Source organism: Aeromonas sp. R10-1, assembly GCF_040908465.1.
Lineage (GTDB): Bacteria > Pseudomonadota > Gammaproteobacteria > Enterobacterales > Aeromonadaceae > Aeromonas > Aeromonas caviae.
On sequence record NZ_JBFODT010000010.1, the window covers coordinates 49905 to 67358 of the forward strand.

Here is a 17454-nt window from a genome sequence, read left to right on the forward strand (position 1 = left end):
AGCATCCTGTGGATCTGTCAGGCGGGGTTTGAACGCTTGTCCAACGTGCGATGGCGGATCTGCACGTTCTTGCCAAGCAACCGGAATGCGCTGGCCAGCCGCTCGGCGATGAACACCGAGCGGTGTTGTCCGCCGGTACAGCCGATCCCGACGGTCACATAGCTGCGATTGTTGCGCTCCAGGTGGGGCAACCAGGTCCCCAGCATGTTCTCGATCTGCTGGATGAACAGCATGACATCCGGCTGGCTGGAGAGGTAGTTGGCCACGGGCTCATCCTTGCCGGTGAAGGGCTTGAGCTCCGGGATCCAGTGCGGGTTGGGCAGGAAACGGGCGTCGAACACGAAGTCCGCATCCTTGGGAATGCCGTACTTGAAACCGAATGACTCGAACACCAGCACCAGCTCGTTCTCTTTCTTGCCGAGCACCCGGGTTTTGATGAGCTCGCTGAGATCGTGAATGCTGAGGTTGGTGGTGTCGATGCGCAGGTCGGCGGTCGAGGAGAGCGGTGCCAGCAGGTGGGTCTCTTCCCGGATCGCCTCGTCCAGCGAAAGCTTGTTGCGGGACAGAGGGTGCAGACGGCGGCTCTCACCGTAGCGTTTGAGCAGGGTCGCGTTGTCCGCATCGAAGAAGAAGCTCGAAAACTTGACTCGCCCCTCGTTGCGCACCTGGCTCAGCAGGTTCTCCAGCCTGTCTGCCTGGGCAGGCAGGTTGCGCACGTCGATGCTGACAGCCAGCTTGTCATACTGGCTCTCCACCGACACGATCAACTGGGGCAGCAGGTTGACCGGCAGGTTGTCCACGCAGTAGTACCCGAGATCCTCGAGCACCCTCAGGGCCACCGTCTTGCCGGAGCCCGAACGACCGCTTACTACTATTAACTGCATCTTGTCCCCTCACGCCAACGTGGCTGTGTCAGACCCGGCCTCAGGCCGACGTCATGATCTGATAGAGTTCTTCGTCGCTGGTCGCCTGGCGCAACTGGCGGCAGACGGCCTTGTCACCCAGTTTGGATGCCATCAGGGAAAGAGTCTTGAGGTGCTGCTTGCACTCGCTTTCCGGCACCAGCAATGCAAAGAGCAGGTCAACCGGTTGATTGTCGATAGAATCGAAAGGGATGGGCTCGGAGAAGGTCATCAACACGGCGGTCGGCGCGAAGGCGTCGTCAATCCGGCCGTGGGGGATGGCGATACCGGCTCCGATCCCGGTACTGCCCATCTTTTCTCGCGCCAGCAGGCTTTCAAACAGGACCTGGCGGGAAGCGCCGAGGCGCTCTGCGGCCAGTTCACTGATGATCTCGAGCGCGCGTTTCTTGCTGGTACAAGGGACCGCACTCTTGGTGCAGTCCCGACTCAGTATGTGTTCAAGTTGCATAGTTATTTTTGATTTAACTTATCTTTGTGCTTGATGATCTGCCGATCCAGTTTATCCAGCAGGGTATCAATCGCCGCATACATGTCGGCATGCTGCGAATTGGCGAACACCTCTCCCCCGCTGACATGCAGCTTGGCTTCGGCGATCTGGTTCAGTTTTTCGACGCTCAACACCACGTGTACGTTGTTGATATGGTCAAAGTGACGCTCGAGTTTGGCAAATTTGTTGTTCACATAATCACGCAGAGCTTCGGTAATCTCGACATGGTGTCCGGTCAGGTTAATTTGCATAACGTCTTCCTTTTGTTTGCCTAAACCAGGCGTTTGCGCTGATTGGATGGCGGGATCAACAAGGATTCACGGTACTTTGCGATCGTGCGTCTCGCCACCATAATACCCTGTTCGGCCAGCAAATCCGCGATCTTGCTATCACTAAGCGGCTTGGCGGGGTTTTCCGCCGTCACCAGCTTCTTGATCAGGGCGCGAATAGCGGTCGATGAGCACTCTCCTCCTCCCTCCGTATTGACGTGACTGGAGAAAAAAAACTTCAGTTCAAAAATGCCGCGGGGCGTATGCATGTACTTCTGGGTCGTGACCCGTGAAATGGTCGACTCATGCATCTCCACCGCTTCCGCGATGTCGTTGAGTACCATGGGTTTCATGGCCTCTTCGCCGTACTCGAAAAAGCCCTGCTGCTGCTCGACGATGCAGCTGGCCACCTTGAGCAGGGTGTCGTTACGACTCTCCAGGCTCTTGATGAACCACTTGGCCTCCTGCAAATGAGAACGGATGAACTGGGTATCCGTGCTGCTGCGGGCATTGCGCGCCATGGCCGCATAGGCCTCGTTGACACGGATGCGCGGAGCAGAATCCGGATTGAGTTCAACCACCCACTTGCTGCCCTTCTTGACCACGGACACATCCGGGATCACGTACTGGGATTCACTCTGGATGATGCCGTTGCCGGGTCTGGGCTCCAGTTGCTGGATGAGATCCAGCACCTCCTTGAGATCGCTCTCCTTGAGGCGGGTCTTGCGAGCCAGGGTGCGGTAGTCGCGATTGCCGAGCAGGTCCATGTGTTCGCGGATCACCTCTCTGGCTTCGTCGAGCCAGGGCAGGTCCGGCGAATACTGGCCGAGCTGGATAAGCAGACACTCTTGCACCGAACGGGCGGCGATGCCGACCGGATCGAAATGCTGCACCCGCTTGAGCACGGCTTCGATCTCATCCAGTTCGACTTCTACCTCCTCGCTGCTGACTGCAGCCTGAATATCCTCGAGGGTGGCAGTCAGATACCCGGATTCGTCGATGGCATCGATGATGGCAAGTGCGATGGCAGCATCCACATCACTGAACGGGGTGAGCCGCATCTGCCACAGCAGGTAGTCCTGCAGGTTCTCGGTGGTCTCTCCCTGATAGACGCTGTCTTCCCCGTCATGGATGGGGCCTGCGCTCTGGGCCGTACCGGCCGAGTAGACCTCGTCCCAGGTGGTGTCCACCGGCAGTTCATCCGGCATGCTCTCCTGGGCCATGGCATCGCTGGAGTCGAGTTGACTGGCGTCCTGTGTCTCTGTCTGACTGGTTTCCTGCGCCTCGTTCTCCTCTTGCTCCAGCAAGGGGTTGTTGTCGAGCGCTTGCTGAATTTCCTGCTGGAGTTCCAGGGTGGAGAGCTGGAGCAGACGAATCGCTTGTTGTAATTGTGGCGTCATGGTCAGGGACTGACCGAGACGCAACTGTAATGTCGGCTTCATCTACGTCGGGATATCCTTATGTTCAGCGAGGCAGTCACCTAACAAAAATGAGGGGTGCCCCCTTACTATAGACTGAATTGATCGCCCAAATAGACGCGCTTGACCTGCTCATCGGCGAGGATATCGGCCGGCGCGCCCTCGGCAATCATCTTGCCGTGGCTGACGATGTAGGCCTTCTCGCACACATCCAGCGTCTCTCTGACGTTGTGGTCCGTTATCAGCACACCCAACCCGCGTTCTTTCAGATGCTGGATGATCTTTTTGATATCGATGACAGAAATAGGATCAACACCTGCGAAAGGCTCATCGAGCAGAATGAATCTCGGCTCTGCCGCCAGCGCCCGGGCGATTTCCACCCGGCGACGCTCCCCACCCGAGAGGCTCTGGCCCAGGCTGTCGCGGATATGGGTGATATTGAACTCTTCCAGCAACTGTTCGACCTTATCCTCCCGCTCTTCGCGGCTCAACCCCTTGCGGGTCTGCATGACCCCCATCAAGTTGTCGAACACCGACAGGCGCCGGAAGATGGAGGCCTCCTGGGGCAGATAGCCGATGCCATTGCGGGCACGGATATGCATGGGCTGCAGGCTGATGTCCTGCTCGTCGATGGTGATGAGGCCAGCATCCCGCTGCACCAGGCCCACGATCATGTAGAAGGAGGTCGTCTTGCCCGCGCCGTTCGGGCCGAGCAGGCCCACGATCTGGCCCGTTCCCACCTCCAGGCTCACATCGCTGACCACCATGCGGCGCTTGTAGCTCTTTTGCAGACCCGTTGCTTTTAACACTGCCATGGCTGTTGTTTCCTACTTCTTCTGATCAGCGGGTTTGTCAAAGTTCTCCACCTGATCCGGCAGGAACACCGTCTTGACGCGCTGGGTGGGCCCCTTGCTCTCGGCAATCATCTTCTGCTTGACGATGTCGTAGCGAATGAGATCGCCGGTCACCTGGCTGTCTTCCTGCTTGAGCTGGCCGTTGCCGGTGATGGTCACCAGCCGGTTCTTAAGCTCGTAGCGGATGCTGTTGCCATGGGCATTGACCGGTTTGCCGTTGTCCAGCACCTGGAAGAAGGTGGCTGGGTTGCCATACGCGGTCATCACCTCGGCGCCCTTGTCGCCGGAGCGGATCACCACCACCTTGTCGGCCTTAATCTTGATGGTGCCCTGGGTGATGATGACATCCTCGCTGAAGGTGATGCGGTTGTCCTGCATCTCGGCCACCTGCTTGACCGCATCCACATAGACCTTCTCGGCAAAGTCGGACTCTTTGGCATTCAGAGAACCGCACAGCAACAGGGCCGTGAGGGCCAGATTAACGTTTTTCATTGAAATAAGTGGCATGGCCTTTATCCAGTAACTCGAAATATTTACGTTCCAGGTGACCCTTGAGGCCAACGCCCTCGGTCTGGAACTCCTGGCCCACAATGCTGATGTGCTGGTTGCTTCTCATCCCCTGCGTCACCAGATCCAGCTCCAGATAGGAGGTATCCAGCGTGGAGATGAAGGAAGCGGGCAGCAGACCGTCCAGATGCACCTTGTCACGGAGGATCACATTGTCATCGGTGTTGAGCACCCCGGTTTCGGCCGTCAGCTTCCATTCGGCCGCGCCCTTGTCATCGAACATGTAGACCACCGGCTTGGTGAAAGTGGCCTGCTCGAGTACCTGGTAGTACTCCGCATATTCGGATTCCAGCCGCTCGGTGCGCTTGCCCTGCTCGTTGAAGCGGGTCGTCACCAACTCTCTGGCGGTGAAGTCCGGTTGAAAATTTTCCGTCTTGGTGGTCGGCTCGGGGACCAGCTCGATCTCCCCCAGCTGCCAGGCCGCCAGCGCAGCCAGAAACAGCAGGCCGAACAGCACAGTCTGTTTGTTCATCGCGACGCCTCGGGTTGATAGTCAGCCAATCCCTGGGCCTGCAAGATCAGGTCGCACACCTCGCGCACGGCCCCGACGCCACCGCCAAGCCGCGTCACCAGATCCGCCTTCGCCAGCACAAGCGGATGAGCGTCGGCAACGGCGATACCCAGGCCGCAAGCCTGCATCACCGGCAGATCGATGGTGTCATCTCCCATATAGGCGGCTTGCGATGCATCCAGCCCGAGCTTGGTCAACAAGGCCTCGAAGTGGGGCAGCTTTTTGTCTGCACCCTGCACCAGGTGCTGGACTCCCAGACTCTTCATGCGATCGCTGACGATGCGGGAGGTTCGCCCCGTGATGATGGCAATCTCGATGCCCGCATTGAGCAGGGCACGCATGCCGGCACCGTCACGGGTGCAGAAGGTCTTCAGCTCTTCGCCGTTATTGCCCATATAGATGAAGCCGTTGGAGAGCACCCCATCCACATCGCACACCAGCAGGCGGATCTGCGCCGCCTGATCAAACTGGCTGCGCGTCACCGGACCATAGAGGGTCGGTACGTCTTGCATCAAATTACTCCGGCTTTCAGCAGGTCATGCATGTTGAAGGCACCCAGCGGGTGTCTCTCCCCATCCACGACCAACAACCCGTTGATTTTCCTGGTTTCCATCAGCTTAACGGCCTCGGCCGCCATCATCTCAGGCCCTACGGTAACACAGTTCACCGTCATGACGCGGCTGATGGGGGTGTGATGAATATCCACCTGCAGGTCCAGAATGCGGCGCAGGTCACCATCGGTGAACAGACCGGCAAGCAGCCCTTGATCGTCCACCACCGCCGTCATGCCGAGCCCCTTGCGGCTCACTTCCAGCAGCGCCTGGCTGATGGTGGCATCTATCCCCACCTTGGGCAACAGCTCGCCGCTGTGCATCAGATCGCCCACTCGCAACAGCAACCGCTTGCCGAGGGACCCGCCCGGATGCGACAGCGCAAAGTCATCGGCGGTGAAGCCACGGGCCTCCAGTAGGGCCACGGCCAGCGCGTCCCCCATCACCAGGGTGGCTGTAGTGCTGGATGTCGGGGCCAGACCGAGAGGGCAGGCCTCTTTCTCCACCTTGATGCACAGGTGCACGTTGGCCTCTTTCGCCATGGTGGAAGCCGGATTGCCTGTCATGCAGATGAGTGGAATACCGCGGCGCTTGAGCACCGGCAGCAGGGCCAGGATCTCGTCGCTCTCGCCGGAGTTGGAAATGGCGATGATGAGATCCCCGGCTGAGATCATGCCGAGATCCCCGTGGCTCGCCTCGCCCGGGTGCAGGAAGAAGGCGGGCGTTCCCGTGCTGGCCAGGGTCGCGGCAATCTTGTTGCCGATATGACCCGACTTGCCCATGCCGGTCACCACTATCTTGCCGCCACAACGCAGCACCATCTCGCAGGCGCGCTCGAACGCCTCGTCAAGGTACTGGTAGAGTCCATCAATGGCTTGTTTTTCTATGTCCAGCACCGCTCGGGCGCTGCGACGGAAATCGAACAATTCAGACACTTTTTCAGGCTTTACAGACATAAAGGCACAGCTCCGGGCCGAAATTTGCTGCGGGATTATAAAAAAGTCTGCCGAGATAAGCGAATCGGATGCGGAATGGGCGGTCATTGACGCAGGTTGTTACATAAAACTGTCGCGTACTTGGGGGGGAAACCCGCTCAATAGTTGTTCCTCGCTGTTGCTTAGACCTAGACTAGCCCATAAAATTCGCTCTTCATTTATACCGGATGGACAATTGTTTGAACGATGACCTGATCACCATCTCCGACCTGACCTTCAGTCACGGGGATCGGCTGCTGTACGACAGGATCAACCTGACCATTCCCCGTGGCAAGGTCACCGCCGTCATGGGTCCGAGCGGGATCGGCAAGACCACCTTGCTGCGCCTGATCGGGGGCCAGCTCAAGCCTGAGTCCGGTCACATCCTGTTTGACGGGGAAGACGTTCCCACGCTCTCCCGTTCACGCCTGTATGAAGTGCGTAAACGGATGAGCATGCTGTTCCAGAGTGGCGCATTGTTCACCGGCATGACCGTCTTCGACAACGTGGCCTTTCCGCTGCGGGAGCACTCCGGCCTGCCGGAAGAGCTGATCCGCACCATCGTCATGATGAAACTGCAAGCTGTCGGTCTGCGCGGGGCGGCCAAGCTGATGCCGTCCGAGCTCTCCGGTGGCATGGCGCGTCGCGCGGCCCTGGCGAGATCCATCGCGCTGGATCCGGATCTCATCATGTATGACGAGCCCTTCGTGGGGCAGGACCCCATCACCATGGCGGTGCTGGTGAAGCTCATCAAGGAGCTCAACGATGCACTCGGCATCACCTCCGTCATCGTCACCCACGACGTGAAGGAAGTGCTGAGCATCGCCGACTACGCCTACATCATCGCCAACCGCAAGGTAGTGGCACACGGCACACCGGAGCAGCTGCGCGAGGAGCACAATCCCGAAGTCGAGCAGTTCCTCAAGGGATTGCCCGACGGTCCTGTTCCGTTTCATTTTCCGGCAGGCGACCTGCTACAGGATCTGTGATGTTGACAAGTCAGATAAGCAAGCTGGGCCACAGCGGTGTGCGTTTCATCAACGCCGTCGGCCGGGCAACCATCATGCTGTTTCATGCACTGGCAGGACGACCCCAGCCACGCAAGCACTTCCCGCTGCTGGTGCAGCAACTGTATGTGGTGGGAGTGCAATCCGTCGCCATCATACTGGTGTCCGGCCTCTTCATCGGCATGGTGCTCTCCCTGCAGGGTTACAACGTATTGAAGGATTTCGGCGCAGAGCAGAGCCTGGGGCCTCTGGTTTCCCTCTCCCTGCTCCGTGAGCTGGGCCCTGTGGTCACCGCCCTGCTGTTCGCCGGTCGTGCGGGCTCCGCCCTCACCGCCGAGATCGGCCTGATGAAGGCCACCGAGCAGCTCTCCAGCCTGGAGATGATGGCGGTCGATCCGCTGCGTCGGGTCGTGGCGCCCCGCTTCTGGGCCGGGGTCATCAGCATGCCGCTGCTGGCCTTCATGTTCAGCCTGATCGGCATCTTTGGCGGCAAACTGGTTGGTGTCGACTGGCTGGGGGTGGACGAAGGCAGTTTCTGGTCCGCCATGCAGGCCTCCGTCGACTGGCAGGACGACATCATGCAGGGCGCCATCAAGAGCCTGATCTTCGCCCTGGTGGTGACCTGGATAGCGCTCTTCAACGGCTATGATGCCAAACCGACCTCGGCCGGGATCAGTCAGGCGACGACCCGTACCGTGGTTCACTCATCCCTGGCCGTGCTCGGTCTGGATTTTATACTCACCGCAGTCATGTTTGGATAAGGGAAAGATGAAGTTCAGCAAAGTAGAATTTCTGGTTGGCGCCTTCATGCTGGCTGGCATCGCGGCCATTCTGGCATTGGCACTGCAAGTGGCGGGATTGAGTTTCAAACCGGAAGGAGAAACCTATACCCTGCGCGCCCATTTCGATAATATCGGCGGCCTGAAAGTACGCTCGCCGGTCAAGGTCGGCGGCGTCGTCGTCGGTCGTGTCAGCGACATCACCCTGGATCCCAAGAGCCAGGTCCCCATCGTTTCCCTGCAGATGCAGAAGAGTGCCGGCGAGTTCTCCGAGACCAGCACCCTCTCCATCCTGACTTCTGGCCTGCTCGGTGAGCAGTACATCGGTCTGGCACCGGGGTTCAGCGATGAGGAGATGGGCACCAGCATGCTCAAGGATGGCGACATGATCGAAGACACCAAGTCCGCCATCGTGCTGGAAGATCTGATTGGCAAGTTCCTCTACAGCCAGTCCTCTCCGGCCAACACACCCGCAACCAAGGAGTAACCATGTTCAAGAAGATCGCCCTGATGCTGGGTCTGATGACCAGCATGCTGTTCTCCCTCGTCGCCCGTGCGGATGTCAATACTTCGGACCCCTATGCCCTCGTTGATCAGGCCGCCCAGCAGACCTTTGCCCGCCTGAAAGCCGATCAGGCCCAGGTGAAGAGCAACCCCGATCACCTGCGCGTCATCATCCGCGAGGAGCTGCTGCCCTACGTGGACAACCGCTTCGCCGCCTACAAGGTGCTCGGCAACCAGATCAAACAGACGACCCCTGCCCAGCGTGACGCTTTTGTGGACGTCTTCACCGAGTACATGGTGAGCTCCTACGCGGACGCACTGGCACACTTCGACAAGCAGACCGTCAAGGTCCAGCCCGGCAAAGCCGCCGAGAGCAACATCACCGCCGTCAACGTCAGCGTGAAAGAGGCTGGCAAGCCGGACATCTTCCTCGAGTTCAAGCTGCGCAAGAACAACAAGACCGGCGAGTGGAAAGCCTTCGACATGGTTGCCGAAGGGATCAGCCTGCTCTCTGCCAAGCAGAACGAGCTGGGCGGCCTCATTCGCCAGAACGGCATCGATGCGGTGATCGCCCAACTGCGTGAACACAACGCCAAGCCGCTGGTGATCAAGTCATGATCCTGAGCGGTGACTTGCAGGCCCCGCAGGTCAACGATCTGTGGCAACGCCGCGCCGACTGGTGGCAGGACGACCGGCTCGAACTCGGTGCCGTCACTACCCTGGATTCCGCCGGCCTTGCCCTGCTGGTCAAGTGGGCCAAGGCGGCACTGGCACGGGGTGCCACTCCGACACTGGTGGGTGCCTCCAACGATTTCCATACGCTGGCCAACCTCTACGGGGTGGCCAGCCTCTTTCATTCAACCCCGCTCACAACTGAGGACTCATAATGCAAGTCTCTGAAATTGAAGCGATACTCCTCGAGGCTTTGCCATTGTCCGAAGTCCATGTCAAAGGGGACGGCAGTCACTACCAGGTGATCGCCGTCGGCGACATGTTTGACGGCATGAGCCGGGTCAAGAAACAACAGGCCATCTATGCCCCGCTGATGGACAAGATCGCCACCAACGAGATCCACGCTCTCTCCATCAAGGCCTATACCGACGCCGAGTGGAAACGCGAGCGTAAATTCCAGCTGCCCTCCTGATTTGGTAAAGAAGTAAACCATGGACAAATTCAAGATCACCGGCCCCTGCACCCTCTCCGGTGAAGTGACCATCTCCGGCGCCAAGAATGCCGCCCTGCCCATCCTGTTTGCCACCCTGCTGTGTGACGAAGAGGTTCAACTCTCCAACGTACCGCGCCTGAAAGACGTGGGTACCACCCTCAAGCTGCTGGAGATGCTGGGCGCCACCACCAAGGTCAACGGCAATGTGACCGTGCTGACCGGTGCGGTAAACAATCATGTCGCCCCCTACGAGCTGGTGAAGACCATGCGAGCCTCCATCCTGGCCCTGGGCCCGCTGGCAGCCCGCTTCGGTGCAGCAGACGTCTCCCTGCCCGGCGGCTGTGCCATCGGTGCCCGCCCGGTCAACCTGCATGTCCACGGCCTGGAGCTGATGGGCGCGAAGATCGTCATCGAAGAGGGCTACATCAAAGCCCGCGTCGACGGCCGCCTGAAAGGTGCCCACATCCTGATGGACATGGTTTCCGTGACCGGTACCGAGAACCTGATGATGGCCGCCACCCTGGCTGACGGTCGCACCGTGATCGAAAACGCCGCCCGTGAGCCCGAGGTGGTCGATCTGGCCAACTTCCTCAACGCGCTGGGCGCCAAGATCCAGGGCGCGGGCACCGATACCCTGACCATCGACGGCGTAGAACGTCTGCACGGTGGCAGCTACAGCGTGCAGCCCGATCGCATCGAGACCGGCACCTTCCTGGTAGGCGCCGCCGTGACCGGTGGCAAGATCACCTGCCGCAACACCGACCCCAGCCTGCTGGAAGCCGTACTGGTCAAACTGGAAGAGGCTGGAGCCCTGATTGAAAAGGGTGACGACTGGATCACCCTCGACATGACAGGTCGCACCCTGAAACCTGTCACCATCAAGACCGCCCCCTACCCGGCGTTCCCGACCGACATGCAGGCACAGTTCACCGTGCTGAACGCGGTCGCCCAGGGCACCGGCATGGTCACCGAGACCATCTTCGAGAACCGCTTCATGCACGTGCCCGAGCTGGTTCGGATGGGTGCCGACATCGAACTGCAGGGCAATGTGGCCATCTGCCGCGACACCCAGCAGCTCAAGGGTGCCCAGGTGATGGCGACCGATCTGCGCGCCTCCGCCAGCCTGGTGCTGGCCGGCTTCGTGGCCGAAGGGGCCACCATCGTCGATCGCATCTATCACATCGACCGTGGCTACGAAGACATCGAGCACAAGCTGCAAGGCCTGGGTGGTCGCATCGAGCGCATCAAGGAATAAGCTGGCTTCACCATGAGCCGACGATAAAAAGGCCCCCTCGCCAGGCGAGGGGGCCTTTTTCATGGCCGTGTACCAGATCGGACGGAGGGGATCAGTGCCCCGCCAGTTTCATCTGCTCGACCAGTACGGAGCCGGTCTTGAGGCTGGAACGCTCATCCTCATCACTGCCCACCGCCACGATATGGCTGAACATGTCGGCTAGATTGCCTGCAATGGTGATCTCCTCCACAGGATAGAGGATCTCGCCATTTTCAACCCAGAAACCGGCTGCGCCGCGGGAGTAATCACCATTGACGATGTTGACCCCCTGCCCCATCAGCTCGGTCACCAGCAGCCCGGTACCCATCTCCTTGAGCATGCCCTGGAAGTCCTGGCCGGTATTGGAAACCTGCCAGTTATGGATACCCCCGGCATGGCCCGTGGTGGTCAGGCCCAGTTTGCGGGCGGAGTAGGAGGTGAGCAGCCAGCTCATCAGCTCGCCGTTGCGGATGATGTCCATGTCGCGGGTGCGAACCCCTTCCCCGTCGAACGGGGTGCTGGCAAGTCCTCCCGGCAAGTGGGGGAACTCCTGGATGGTGAGCCACTCGGGCAGGATCTGCTTGCCCAGTTTGTCCAGCAGGAAGCTCGACTTGCGATAGAGGTTCCCCCCACTGATGGCCATCACCAGATGGCCCCACAGACCGGCAGCGGTATCGGGGTGGAACAGCACAGGGGCATGCTGGGTGCTGATCTTGCGAGCCCCCAGGCGGGAAACAGTGCGCTCCACCGCCTCGTCAGCGATGCGCTGAGGGTTCCACAGCCCGTCCAGGGAGCGGCTGGAGGAGTAGCCGTAGTCGCGCTGCATGTCGCCATCCTGCTCGCCGATCAGTACGCAGCTCAGGGAGTTGCGCGATGCAGCATAGCCTTTGACGAAGCCGTGGCTGTTGCCATAAACCTTGACGCCCAGGTGGCTGGAGAAACTGGCTCCGTCAGAGTGCTTGATGCGGGCATCCCGTCCCAAGGCCAGCCGCTCGCACTCGATGGCCAGCGCGATGCCACGCTGGGGATCCAGCTCGATTTGGTGGCACAGTTGCAGGTCCGGGGCATCCCAAGCCAGCAGATCCGCATCCGCAAGACCGGCGCAGTCATCGGGAGAGGTGTGGCGGGCGATCTCCATGGCCGCTTCCACGGCGGCGCGAATGGCCGGCTTGGTCAGATCCGTGGTGGAGGAGGAACCCTTGCAACCGTCGCGATAGACGGCGATGCCGAGTGCGCCATCCTTGTTGAATTCGATGCTTTCCAGCTCGCAGCCCCGGGTGTTCACCGAGAGGCCGGTCTGTTTGCTGATGGAGACTTCGGCAAGCCCGGCGCCCAGCCCTTTCGCTATCTCAAGGGCCTCGGCGACCACGGCCTCGAGATGGGATTGATCCTGGCGGATTTGATCTTGCTGGTCCATAACTCACATCTGTATGAAGGGAAGGAAAGGGGCTAAGCATATCAGACCCCTGCGCCCAGCGGGAGAAGCTGGTAACATATCCGCCAAACGTGAATGACAGGAATACAGAGACCGATGAGTCAATATCAAGACGACAACGAGTGGGAAGACTGGGGCCCCAGCAAGAGCCAGCTCAAGCGTGATGCCGAGGCCTTGCAGAAGATGGGGGAAGAGATCGTCTCCCTGAGTCACAGCGAGCTGGAGAAGATCCCCCTGGATGAAGAGCTCGCCGAAGCGGTCGAGCTGGGTCGCAAGCTCAAGCCGAAGAAGGATGAGTCCTTCCGTCGCCATCTCCAGTTCATCGGCCGTCTGATGCGTAGCCGCGATGTGGCCCCCATTGAAGAGGCCCTCTCCATCATCAAGATGCGTCACTCCACCGTGAACGCCCGCCTGCACCGCCTCGAACAGTGGCGCGAGCGGCTGATCACCGAAGGCGACAGCGCCCTCAACGAGCTGATGTCCCAGTTCCACGAGCTGGATCGCCAGAAGCTGCGTCAGCTGATCCGCACCGCCAACAAGGAACGGGAGCTGAACAAGCCGCCGGTAGCCTATCGCGAGATGTACCAGTACCTGCGCGGTGAAATTGAAGATCTGTTGTAAGTGATGACTCACGTCCACCTCATGGCGGCATGCAGTACATAATCAAACGGGGCCGAAATGGCCCCGTTTTTTCATGCGATGTCCGCTCAGCTGCCCGCCATGCACTGGGTGTGAGTAGCGGGTTGCAGATAGGGCACCAACAGGGGGGCCATCCCCTTGAGCACCTGTACAGGCAGCGCCGACGTGAAGCGGAACTTGTCGGACTGGCTGCCGGGCACATAAGCCGTCAGCGTGCCGAAGTGATCATCCCCGATGTAGAAGACGAAAGTCGCAGTCCGGTTGCGAGCCAGTGAACTGGTCACATTGCCGTAGCGACCGACCGTCTCGATCCGGTTGTCCCCGGTCCCCGTCTTGCCCCCCAGGGCCAGGACAGTACCATCCTGCAAGGCGAAGGCCCCGGCGATGCGCCGCGCCGTCCCCCCTTCCACCACCTTGGAGAGTGCATTGCGCAAGGCGTTGGCCACCTCGGCAGGCATCACCCGTTCCCCCTGGGTATTCGCCGGCTCAAAGACGGTGGCGAAGGGGGTCCCCTTGGCAAAGGAGAGGTGCTCGATGCGCAGAGTCGGCGCACGAATGCCGCCGTTCTGGATAATCCCCATCAGCTCGGCCAACGCAGCAGGACGATCGCCCGAGCTGCCCAGTGCGGTCGCCAGGGACGGAACCAGGTGATCGAACGGGTAGCCCAGGCGAGCCCAGCGCTGATGGATGTCGAGGAAGGCCTCAACCTCCAGCATGGTGCGGATCCGGCTATCCCGGGCACTGCGATGACGGGTCTTGAACAGCCAGCTGTAGACCTCCTGACGCTCGTCACGGCTGGCGGTTACCGCATCGGTAAAGGTGGCCTTGTCAAACTCCTTGAGATAGGCAAGCAACCACAGCTCAAGTGGATGCACCCGTGCGATATAACCTTGATCCGGCAGAGAATATTTGCCAGGGCCGTAATTGGTATAGAGCTGCTCTATGCGCTTCTCGGTCAATTTCTCCCGCGGCAGGCGCTTGGCCAGGAAAGCGGCAAAGTCGGCCTGGGAGGCTTCCGGCATCAGATAGCGATGCACGGCGGCGAGACGCACCGCGCTGGGTTTGAGACCATCGAGGAAGGTATCGAGCTGCTCTTCTGCACTCTTGCCACGATATTTGCGCCAGAACCTCAGCAGATAGGTCTGGCCCTCTTTGTCAGCAAACTTGGCCAGGTACTCGGTACGGCGAGGATCCCTGTCATCTTTCAACAACTGGGCACGATTTCCCTCCTTGTAGAGGCTGTAGCGGACGATGTCCCGCATCAAGCGCACGAAGGGCAGGTTGATGGATTCCCGCAGCGCATCGCGAATGGGCGGGATGCGACCGTTGTCTTCCTTGCGGAAGTTGTTGAAGGTGTGCATGCCACCGCCGGTAAAGAAGCCTTCATAGGGGCTCGCGGAATACTTGCGGTCCAGTGCGGCCTCCAGCATCACCGGCAGGCTTCTGTCCTTGGCACTCATCAGATAGGCGATGGCCCAGCGGCTGATGTTGTCCTGATCGGACACTTCGATCTTTCGCAGGCTCTCCACCGGCATGTTGCCGTAGCTGTCATGCAACTCGGTGACAATCTCGAGATAGGTCGTCAGCACCCGCAACTTGGCGGTGGATCCCAGTTCAAGCTTGCTGCCCTCGTTGATATCGAACGGCTGGTCCGTGTTGTCGGTCTGCACCCTCACCTTGACCCCTTCGGGCGTCTTCTCGAACAGGGTAAAGCTGTACTTCACATCCCCCGTCTTCTCCGGCGAGAGCAGACGCTCACCAAACAGGCCCACCTGGGCTGCGAATGCAGGGTCTGCCAGTTGCTGCAGATACCGTGACACCTCGTTCTGCAGCGGCATATTGAGGGTGGTGTTGGCCGTCAGATCCATGCGATCCAGGTCATAAAGCTGCACCCCGAGCTGACGACTGAGACGAGTGCGAGCCACCTGCAGTCCCTTGTTGTTGTTGACTCGAGTGATGGCAGGTGCCTGCAGGAAATCGCGGAAGACCAGCTTGGCCTTGAGAGCCGACTCCATCAGGGGGGGCGTGATCATTCCCTCCTGCACGAAGAGTCGCAGATAGCTGTCTGTCAGGGTAGACAGTGCTTCTCTACCCTGCGCCAGGTAATAGGAAGGACGGCGGTGGGCGATCATCAGGGAGACAACCTGGCGCAAGGCAAGGCCCTGCTCGGCCAGGGTAGAATCCTGGTTGCGAGCGGGATCCAGCAGTCGATTCACCTCATCGACATTGGCGCCAAACCAGACCCAGAGGCCATCACCGAGACCGTGCACCTCGCCATAACCGGGCGCCGCAGAGAGCGGGACCGAGTTGAGGTAGGCCCAGGCAACCAGCTTGCGGGCCTCCAGGGTCTCGGGCCCCAGCCGATAGGCACGAACGCTGGCCGAGACCATCTGGCGGATCTTCTCGGTCGGCGAAACGGTCAGTCCATCGGGAGAATGACGATACTTCTCCACCTGGGTCGCCAGGGTGCTACCGCCAGCAGATTGATCCTGCATATCCAGCGCCTTGCCCACCTGAGACAGCGCAGCCTTGGCAAAGCGCGGCCAGTCTACGGCCGGGTTGGCCAGCGGTTCCTTGTTGCTCAGGAGTTCACGGTTCTCGATAAACAGCAGAGACTGGATGACCAAGGGCGGTATGGCATTGAAATCCGGATAGTAATGAGTCGGATACTTGTACTGGTAGAAAGGTTCTGCACGGCAGTCATAGAGTGTCAATCCTGCCTGGACCTTCTCGGTATAAGGCACGAAGAAACCGTGGCTGGCGTAGTTGTAGAGCGCATCGGAAAAACGGACCTGTTCGCTCACCTGGTAGCCACGCTGAACGAGACGTTCCTGGATCATGGGCATCAGCACATAACCGAGTCGCTTGTCGAACGGGCCGTCGTCGGGGAAGGCAATCTGCTTGCTGGGGCCGGGTTCGATCTGATAGGTCAGGGTGGCCGCATAGCGGGAGATCTCCTGTGACTGCAGTCGGGAGGTCTTCATTTCATAACCCACTAGGGCGATCGCGGCAGCCAGGCAAAGCAAAAAGATAAAACAGAACAACCAGCGCCACCAGGGTCGGCGTTTATGCGGTTGTTGCCCGTCCGTATTAGGTACGGATGAATCCTGAGATGCCACTTTATTTGAATCCGTCTGTTTTGATGCGCCCATATCAGCCCCACCATGGTTGCGCAATTTATTGTCTTTCAATCAAGCTTAGTCGTTTCAAGTCAAGGGCTTGAAATCTATTGACCGCTTTGCAGCGATGTTAACAGGGCGATTGTGAAAATGGGAGCCGATTGTTGCAACGCGGCAAGAGATCCGAGCTGCGGCATGAAAATGAAACACCGGCCAGAGGCCGGTGTTGATGAGAGCGGGGCGGTATTATTTGCTGGTGCTCATACTCTTCAGCTTGGTACTCAGCTCCTTGCGCTCCTTGGAAAGCTCGGCATTTTTGATGATATGGTCATCTACGCGCTCTTCATAATCGGTCCGCATGTTGGCGATGATGGCCTGAACCTCGTCAATGCTCATGCCGGGCTTGATATAGTCACTCAGGTTGTCGAGCAACAGTACCCGCTTCTGGTTGTCACGGATCTTTTTCTCGTTGTCCGCGATTTCACGCTTGAGCTTGTTCTGACGACGGGACATACGCACATATTCCAGCACATCGTTGAAGGTTGACTTGTTTACTTGTTCCATATCGGTACCACTGAGTGAAGGTGAATGAAAACAGGCGGAGAGTCCCATACCAGAAAAAGAAACCGAAACCATGGCACGGACCAACCCGGAATGCCCCTTACTCTACCGAGTTATGATTCAGATACAACCCCAATCGCAGCGCGGGCGGCGGGTTTAGACAGAACGGCTCCGACTGGGTTATTACGCTAAAATGATGAAAACGGAGAGAGCCAACATGTGGGTTCAATGCGGCCAGAGCAGCCGCAACTTTTTCCGGTACAGGCAGGCAACAAGTGAACGACGAACAGCACCATAGTGCCCGCTTGCCCTCCAGTGAGTGCTGAATTTCAGGCAATAAAAAACCCCGCTCGAGTGAGCGGGGTTTCTTGTATTGGGTGCCTGGCAGTGTCCTACTCTCGCATGGCGAATGCCACAC

General features: G+C 59.2%; 20 protein-coding genes. 8 read left to right on the top strand and 12 right to left on the bottom strand.

The genetic code is table 11. The annotated features are described in order from the left end of the window. Positions 1–17 precede the first annotated feature (17 nt). The 9 genes from rapZ to AB5Y93_RS04530 form a co-directional block, all read right to left on the bottom strand. The gene (gene rapZ / locus AB5Y93_RS04490) at positions 18–884 is read right to left on the bottom strand and encodes an RNase adapter RapZ (RefSeq protein WP_010675869.1); all 867 of its coding nucleotides are present in this window, start codon (positions 882–884) and stop codon (positions 18–20) included. Positions 885–924: 40 nt separating this feature from the next. Next, positions 925–1371 carry a PTS IIA-like nitrogen regulatory protein PtsN gene (ptsN, locus tag AB5Y93_RS04495; protein WP_010675870.1) on the bottom strand — a complete coding sequence of 149 codons (447 nt, stop codon included), beginning with the start codon at positions 1369–1371 and terminating at the stop codon, positions 925–927. Positions 1372–1373: 2 nt separating this feature from the next. Further along, on the bottom strand, positions 1374–1661 hold the full coding sequence (hpf, locus tag AB5Y93_RS04500) for a ribosome hibernation promoting factor (RefSeq protein ID WP_005305957.1): 288 nt from the start codon (positions 1659–1661) through the stop codon (positions 1374–1376). Positions 1662–1681: 20 nt separating this feature from the next. After that, complete coding sequence (locus AB5Y93_RS04505; RefSeq protein ID WP_039040474.1) at positions 1682–3121, bottom strand: RNA polymerase factor sigma-54; 1440 nt, start codon at positions 3119–3121, stop codon at positions 1682–1684. A 65-nt stretch (positions 3122–3186) separates the two neighbouring features. Beyond that, complete coding sequence (lptB, locus tag AB5Y93_RS04510) at positions 3187–3912, bottom strand: LPS export ABC transporter ATP-binding protein (protein ID WP_010675872.1); 726 nt, start codon at positions 3910–3912, stop codon at positions 3187–3189. Between the two features lie 12 nt (positions 3913–3924). Then, positions 3925–4443, bottom strand: a complete 519-nt coding sequence (gene lptA / locus AB5Y93_RS04515; protein WP_010675873.1) for a lipopolysaccharide transport periplasmic protein LptA — start codon at positions 4441–4443, stop codon at positions 3925–3927. Continuing rightward, positions 4430–4990 carry an LPS export ABC transporter periplasmic protein LptC gene (lptC, locus tag AB5Y93_RS04520; protein WP_039040473.1) on the bottom strand — a complete coding sequence of 187 codons (561 nt, stop codon included), beginning with the start codon at positions 4988–4990 and terminating at the stop codon, positions 4430–4432. The genes lptA and lptC overlap by 14 nt, the downstream gene beginning before the upstream one ends. After that, positions 4987–5541: a 3-deoxy-manno-octulosonate-8-phosphatase KdsC gene (kdsC, locus tag AB5Y93_RS04525; protein ID WP_368228872.1), complete on the bottom strand. Its 555-nt coding sequence runs from the start codon at positions 5539–5541 to the stop codon at positions 4987–4989. The genes lptC and kdsC overlap by 4 nt, the downstream gene beginning before the upstream one ends. Beyond that, on the bottom strand, positions 5541–6536 hold the full coding sequence (locus AB5Y93_RS04530; protein WP_029314845.1) for a KpsF/GutQ family sugar-phosphate isomerase: 996 nt from the start codon (positions 6534–6536) through the stop codon (positions 5541–5543). The genes kdsC and AB5Y93_RS04530 overlap by 1 nt, the downstream gene beginning before the upstream one ends. Positions 6537–6742: 206 nt before the next feature. Between AB5Y93_RS04530 and mlaF the strand changes: the two genes are divergently transcribed. From mlaF to murA, 7 genes are read left to right on the top strand one after another with little or no spacing between them, the layout of a single operon-like run. Then, the gene (mlaF, locus tag AB5Y93_RS04535) at positions 6743–7543 is read left to right on the top strand and encodes a phospholipid ABC transporter ATP-binding protein MlaF (RefSeq protein ID WP_029314846.1); all 801 of its coding nucleotides are present in this window, start codon (positions 6743–6745) and stop codon (positions 7541–7543) included. Continuing rightward, the gene (mlaE, locus tag AB5Y93_RS04540) at positions 7543–8322 is read left to right on the top strand and encodes a lipid asymmetry maintenance ABC transporter permease subunit MlaE (protein WP_042880207.1); all 780 of its coding nucleotides are present in this window, start codon (positions 7543–7545) and stop codon (positions 8320–8322) included. The genes mlaF and mlaE overlap by 1 nt, the downstream gene beginning before the upstream one ends. Positions 8323–8329: 7 nt before the next feature. Then, positions 8330–8827 carry an outer membrane lipid asymmetry maintenance protein MlaD gene (mlaD, locus tag AB5Y93_RS04545; protein WP_010675879.1) on the top strand — a complete coding sequence of 166 codons (498 nt, stop codon included), beginning with the start codon at positions 8330–8332 and terminating at the stop codon, positions 8825–8827. A 2-nt stretch (positions 8828–8829) separates the two neighbouring features. After that, the gene (mlaC, locus tag AB5Y93_RS04550; RefSeq protein ID WP_039040470.1) at positions 8830–9462 is read left to right on the top strand and encodes a phospholipid-binding protein MlaC; all 633 of its coding nucleotides are present in this window, start codon (positions 8830–8832) and stop codon (positions 9460–9462) included. Next, entirely contained in the window at positions 9459–9731 is a 273-nt protein-coding gene (locus AB5Y93_RS04555; protein ID WP_010675881.1) for a lipid asymmetry maintenance protein MlaB, read from the top strand. Before mlaC ends, AB5Y93_RS04555 begins: the two co-directional genes overlap by 4 nt. Further along, entirely contained in the window at positions 9731–9988 is a 258-nt protein-coding gene (gene ibaG / locus AB5Y93_RS04560; protein ID WP_010675882.1) for a BolA family iron metabolism protein IbaG, read from the top strand. The genes AB5Y93_RS04555 and ibaG overlap by 1 nt, the downstream gene beginning before the upstream one ends. A gap of 19 nt (positions 9989–10007) precedes the next feature. After that, entirely contained in the window at positions 10008–11264 is a 1257-nt protein-coding gene (gene murA / locus AB5Y93_RS04565) for a UDP-N-acetylglucosamine 1-carboxyvinyltransferase (protein WP_039040468.1), read from the top strand. Between the two features lie 91 nt (positions 11265–11355). On the opposite strand, the gene pmbA is transcribed toward murA, so the two are convergent. Further along, a complete protein-coding gene (gene pmbA, locus AB5Y93_RS04570; protein WP_368228873.1) occupies positions 11356–12699 on the bottom strand; it encodes a metalloprotease PmbA in 1344 nt (447 codons plus the stop codon). Between the two features lie 114 nt (positions 12700–12813). On the opposite strand from pmbA, the gene yjgA reads away from it, so the two are divergent. Further along, positions 12814–13338, top strand: coding sequence for a ribosome biogenesis factor YjgA (yjgA, locus tag AB5Y93_RS04575; RefSeq protein WP_010672689.1), 525 nt, complete (start codon positions 12814–12816; stop codon positions 13336–13338). A gap of 86 nt (positions 13339–13424) precedes the next feature. Here the strand turns inward: yjgA and AB5Y93_RS04580 are convergent, their stop codons facing one another. Together AB5Y93_RS04580 and tmaR are read right to left on the bottom strand one after the other, a co-directional pair. After that, positions 13425–16508, bottom strand: coding sequence for a transglycosylase domain-containing protein (locus tag AB5Y93_RS04580; RefSeq protein WP_368228874.1), 3084 nt, complete (start codon positions 16506–16508; stop codon positions 13425–13427). Positions 16509–16721: 213 nt separating this feature from the next. Continuing rightward, positions 16722–17039, bottom strand: a complete 318-nt coding sequence (gene tmaR, locus AB5Y93_RS04585) for a PTS system regulator TmaR (protein ID WP_010672687.1) — start codon at positions 17037–17039, stop codon at positions 16722–16724. Positions 17040–17454: the final 415 nt, after the last annotated feature.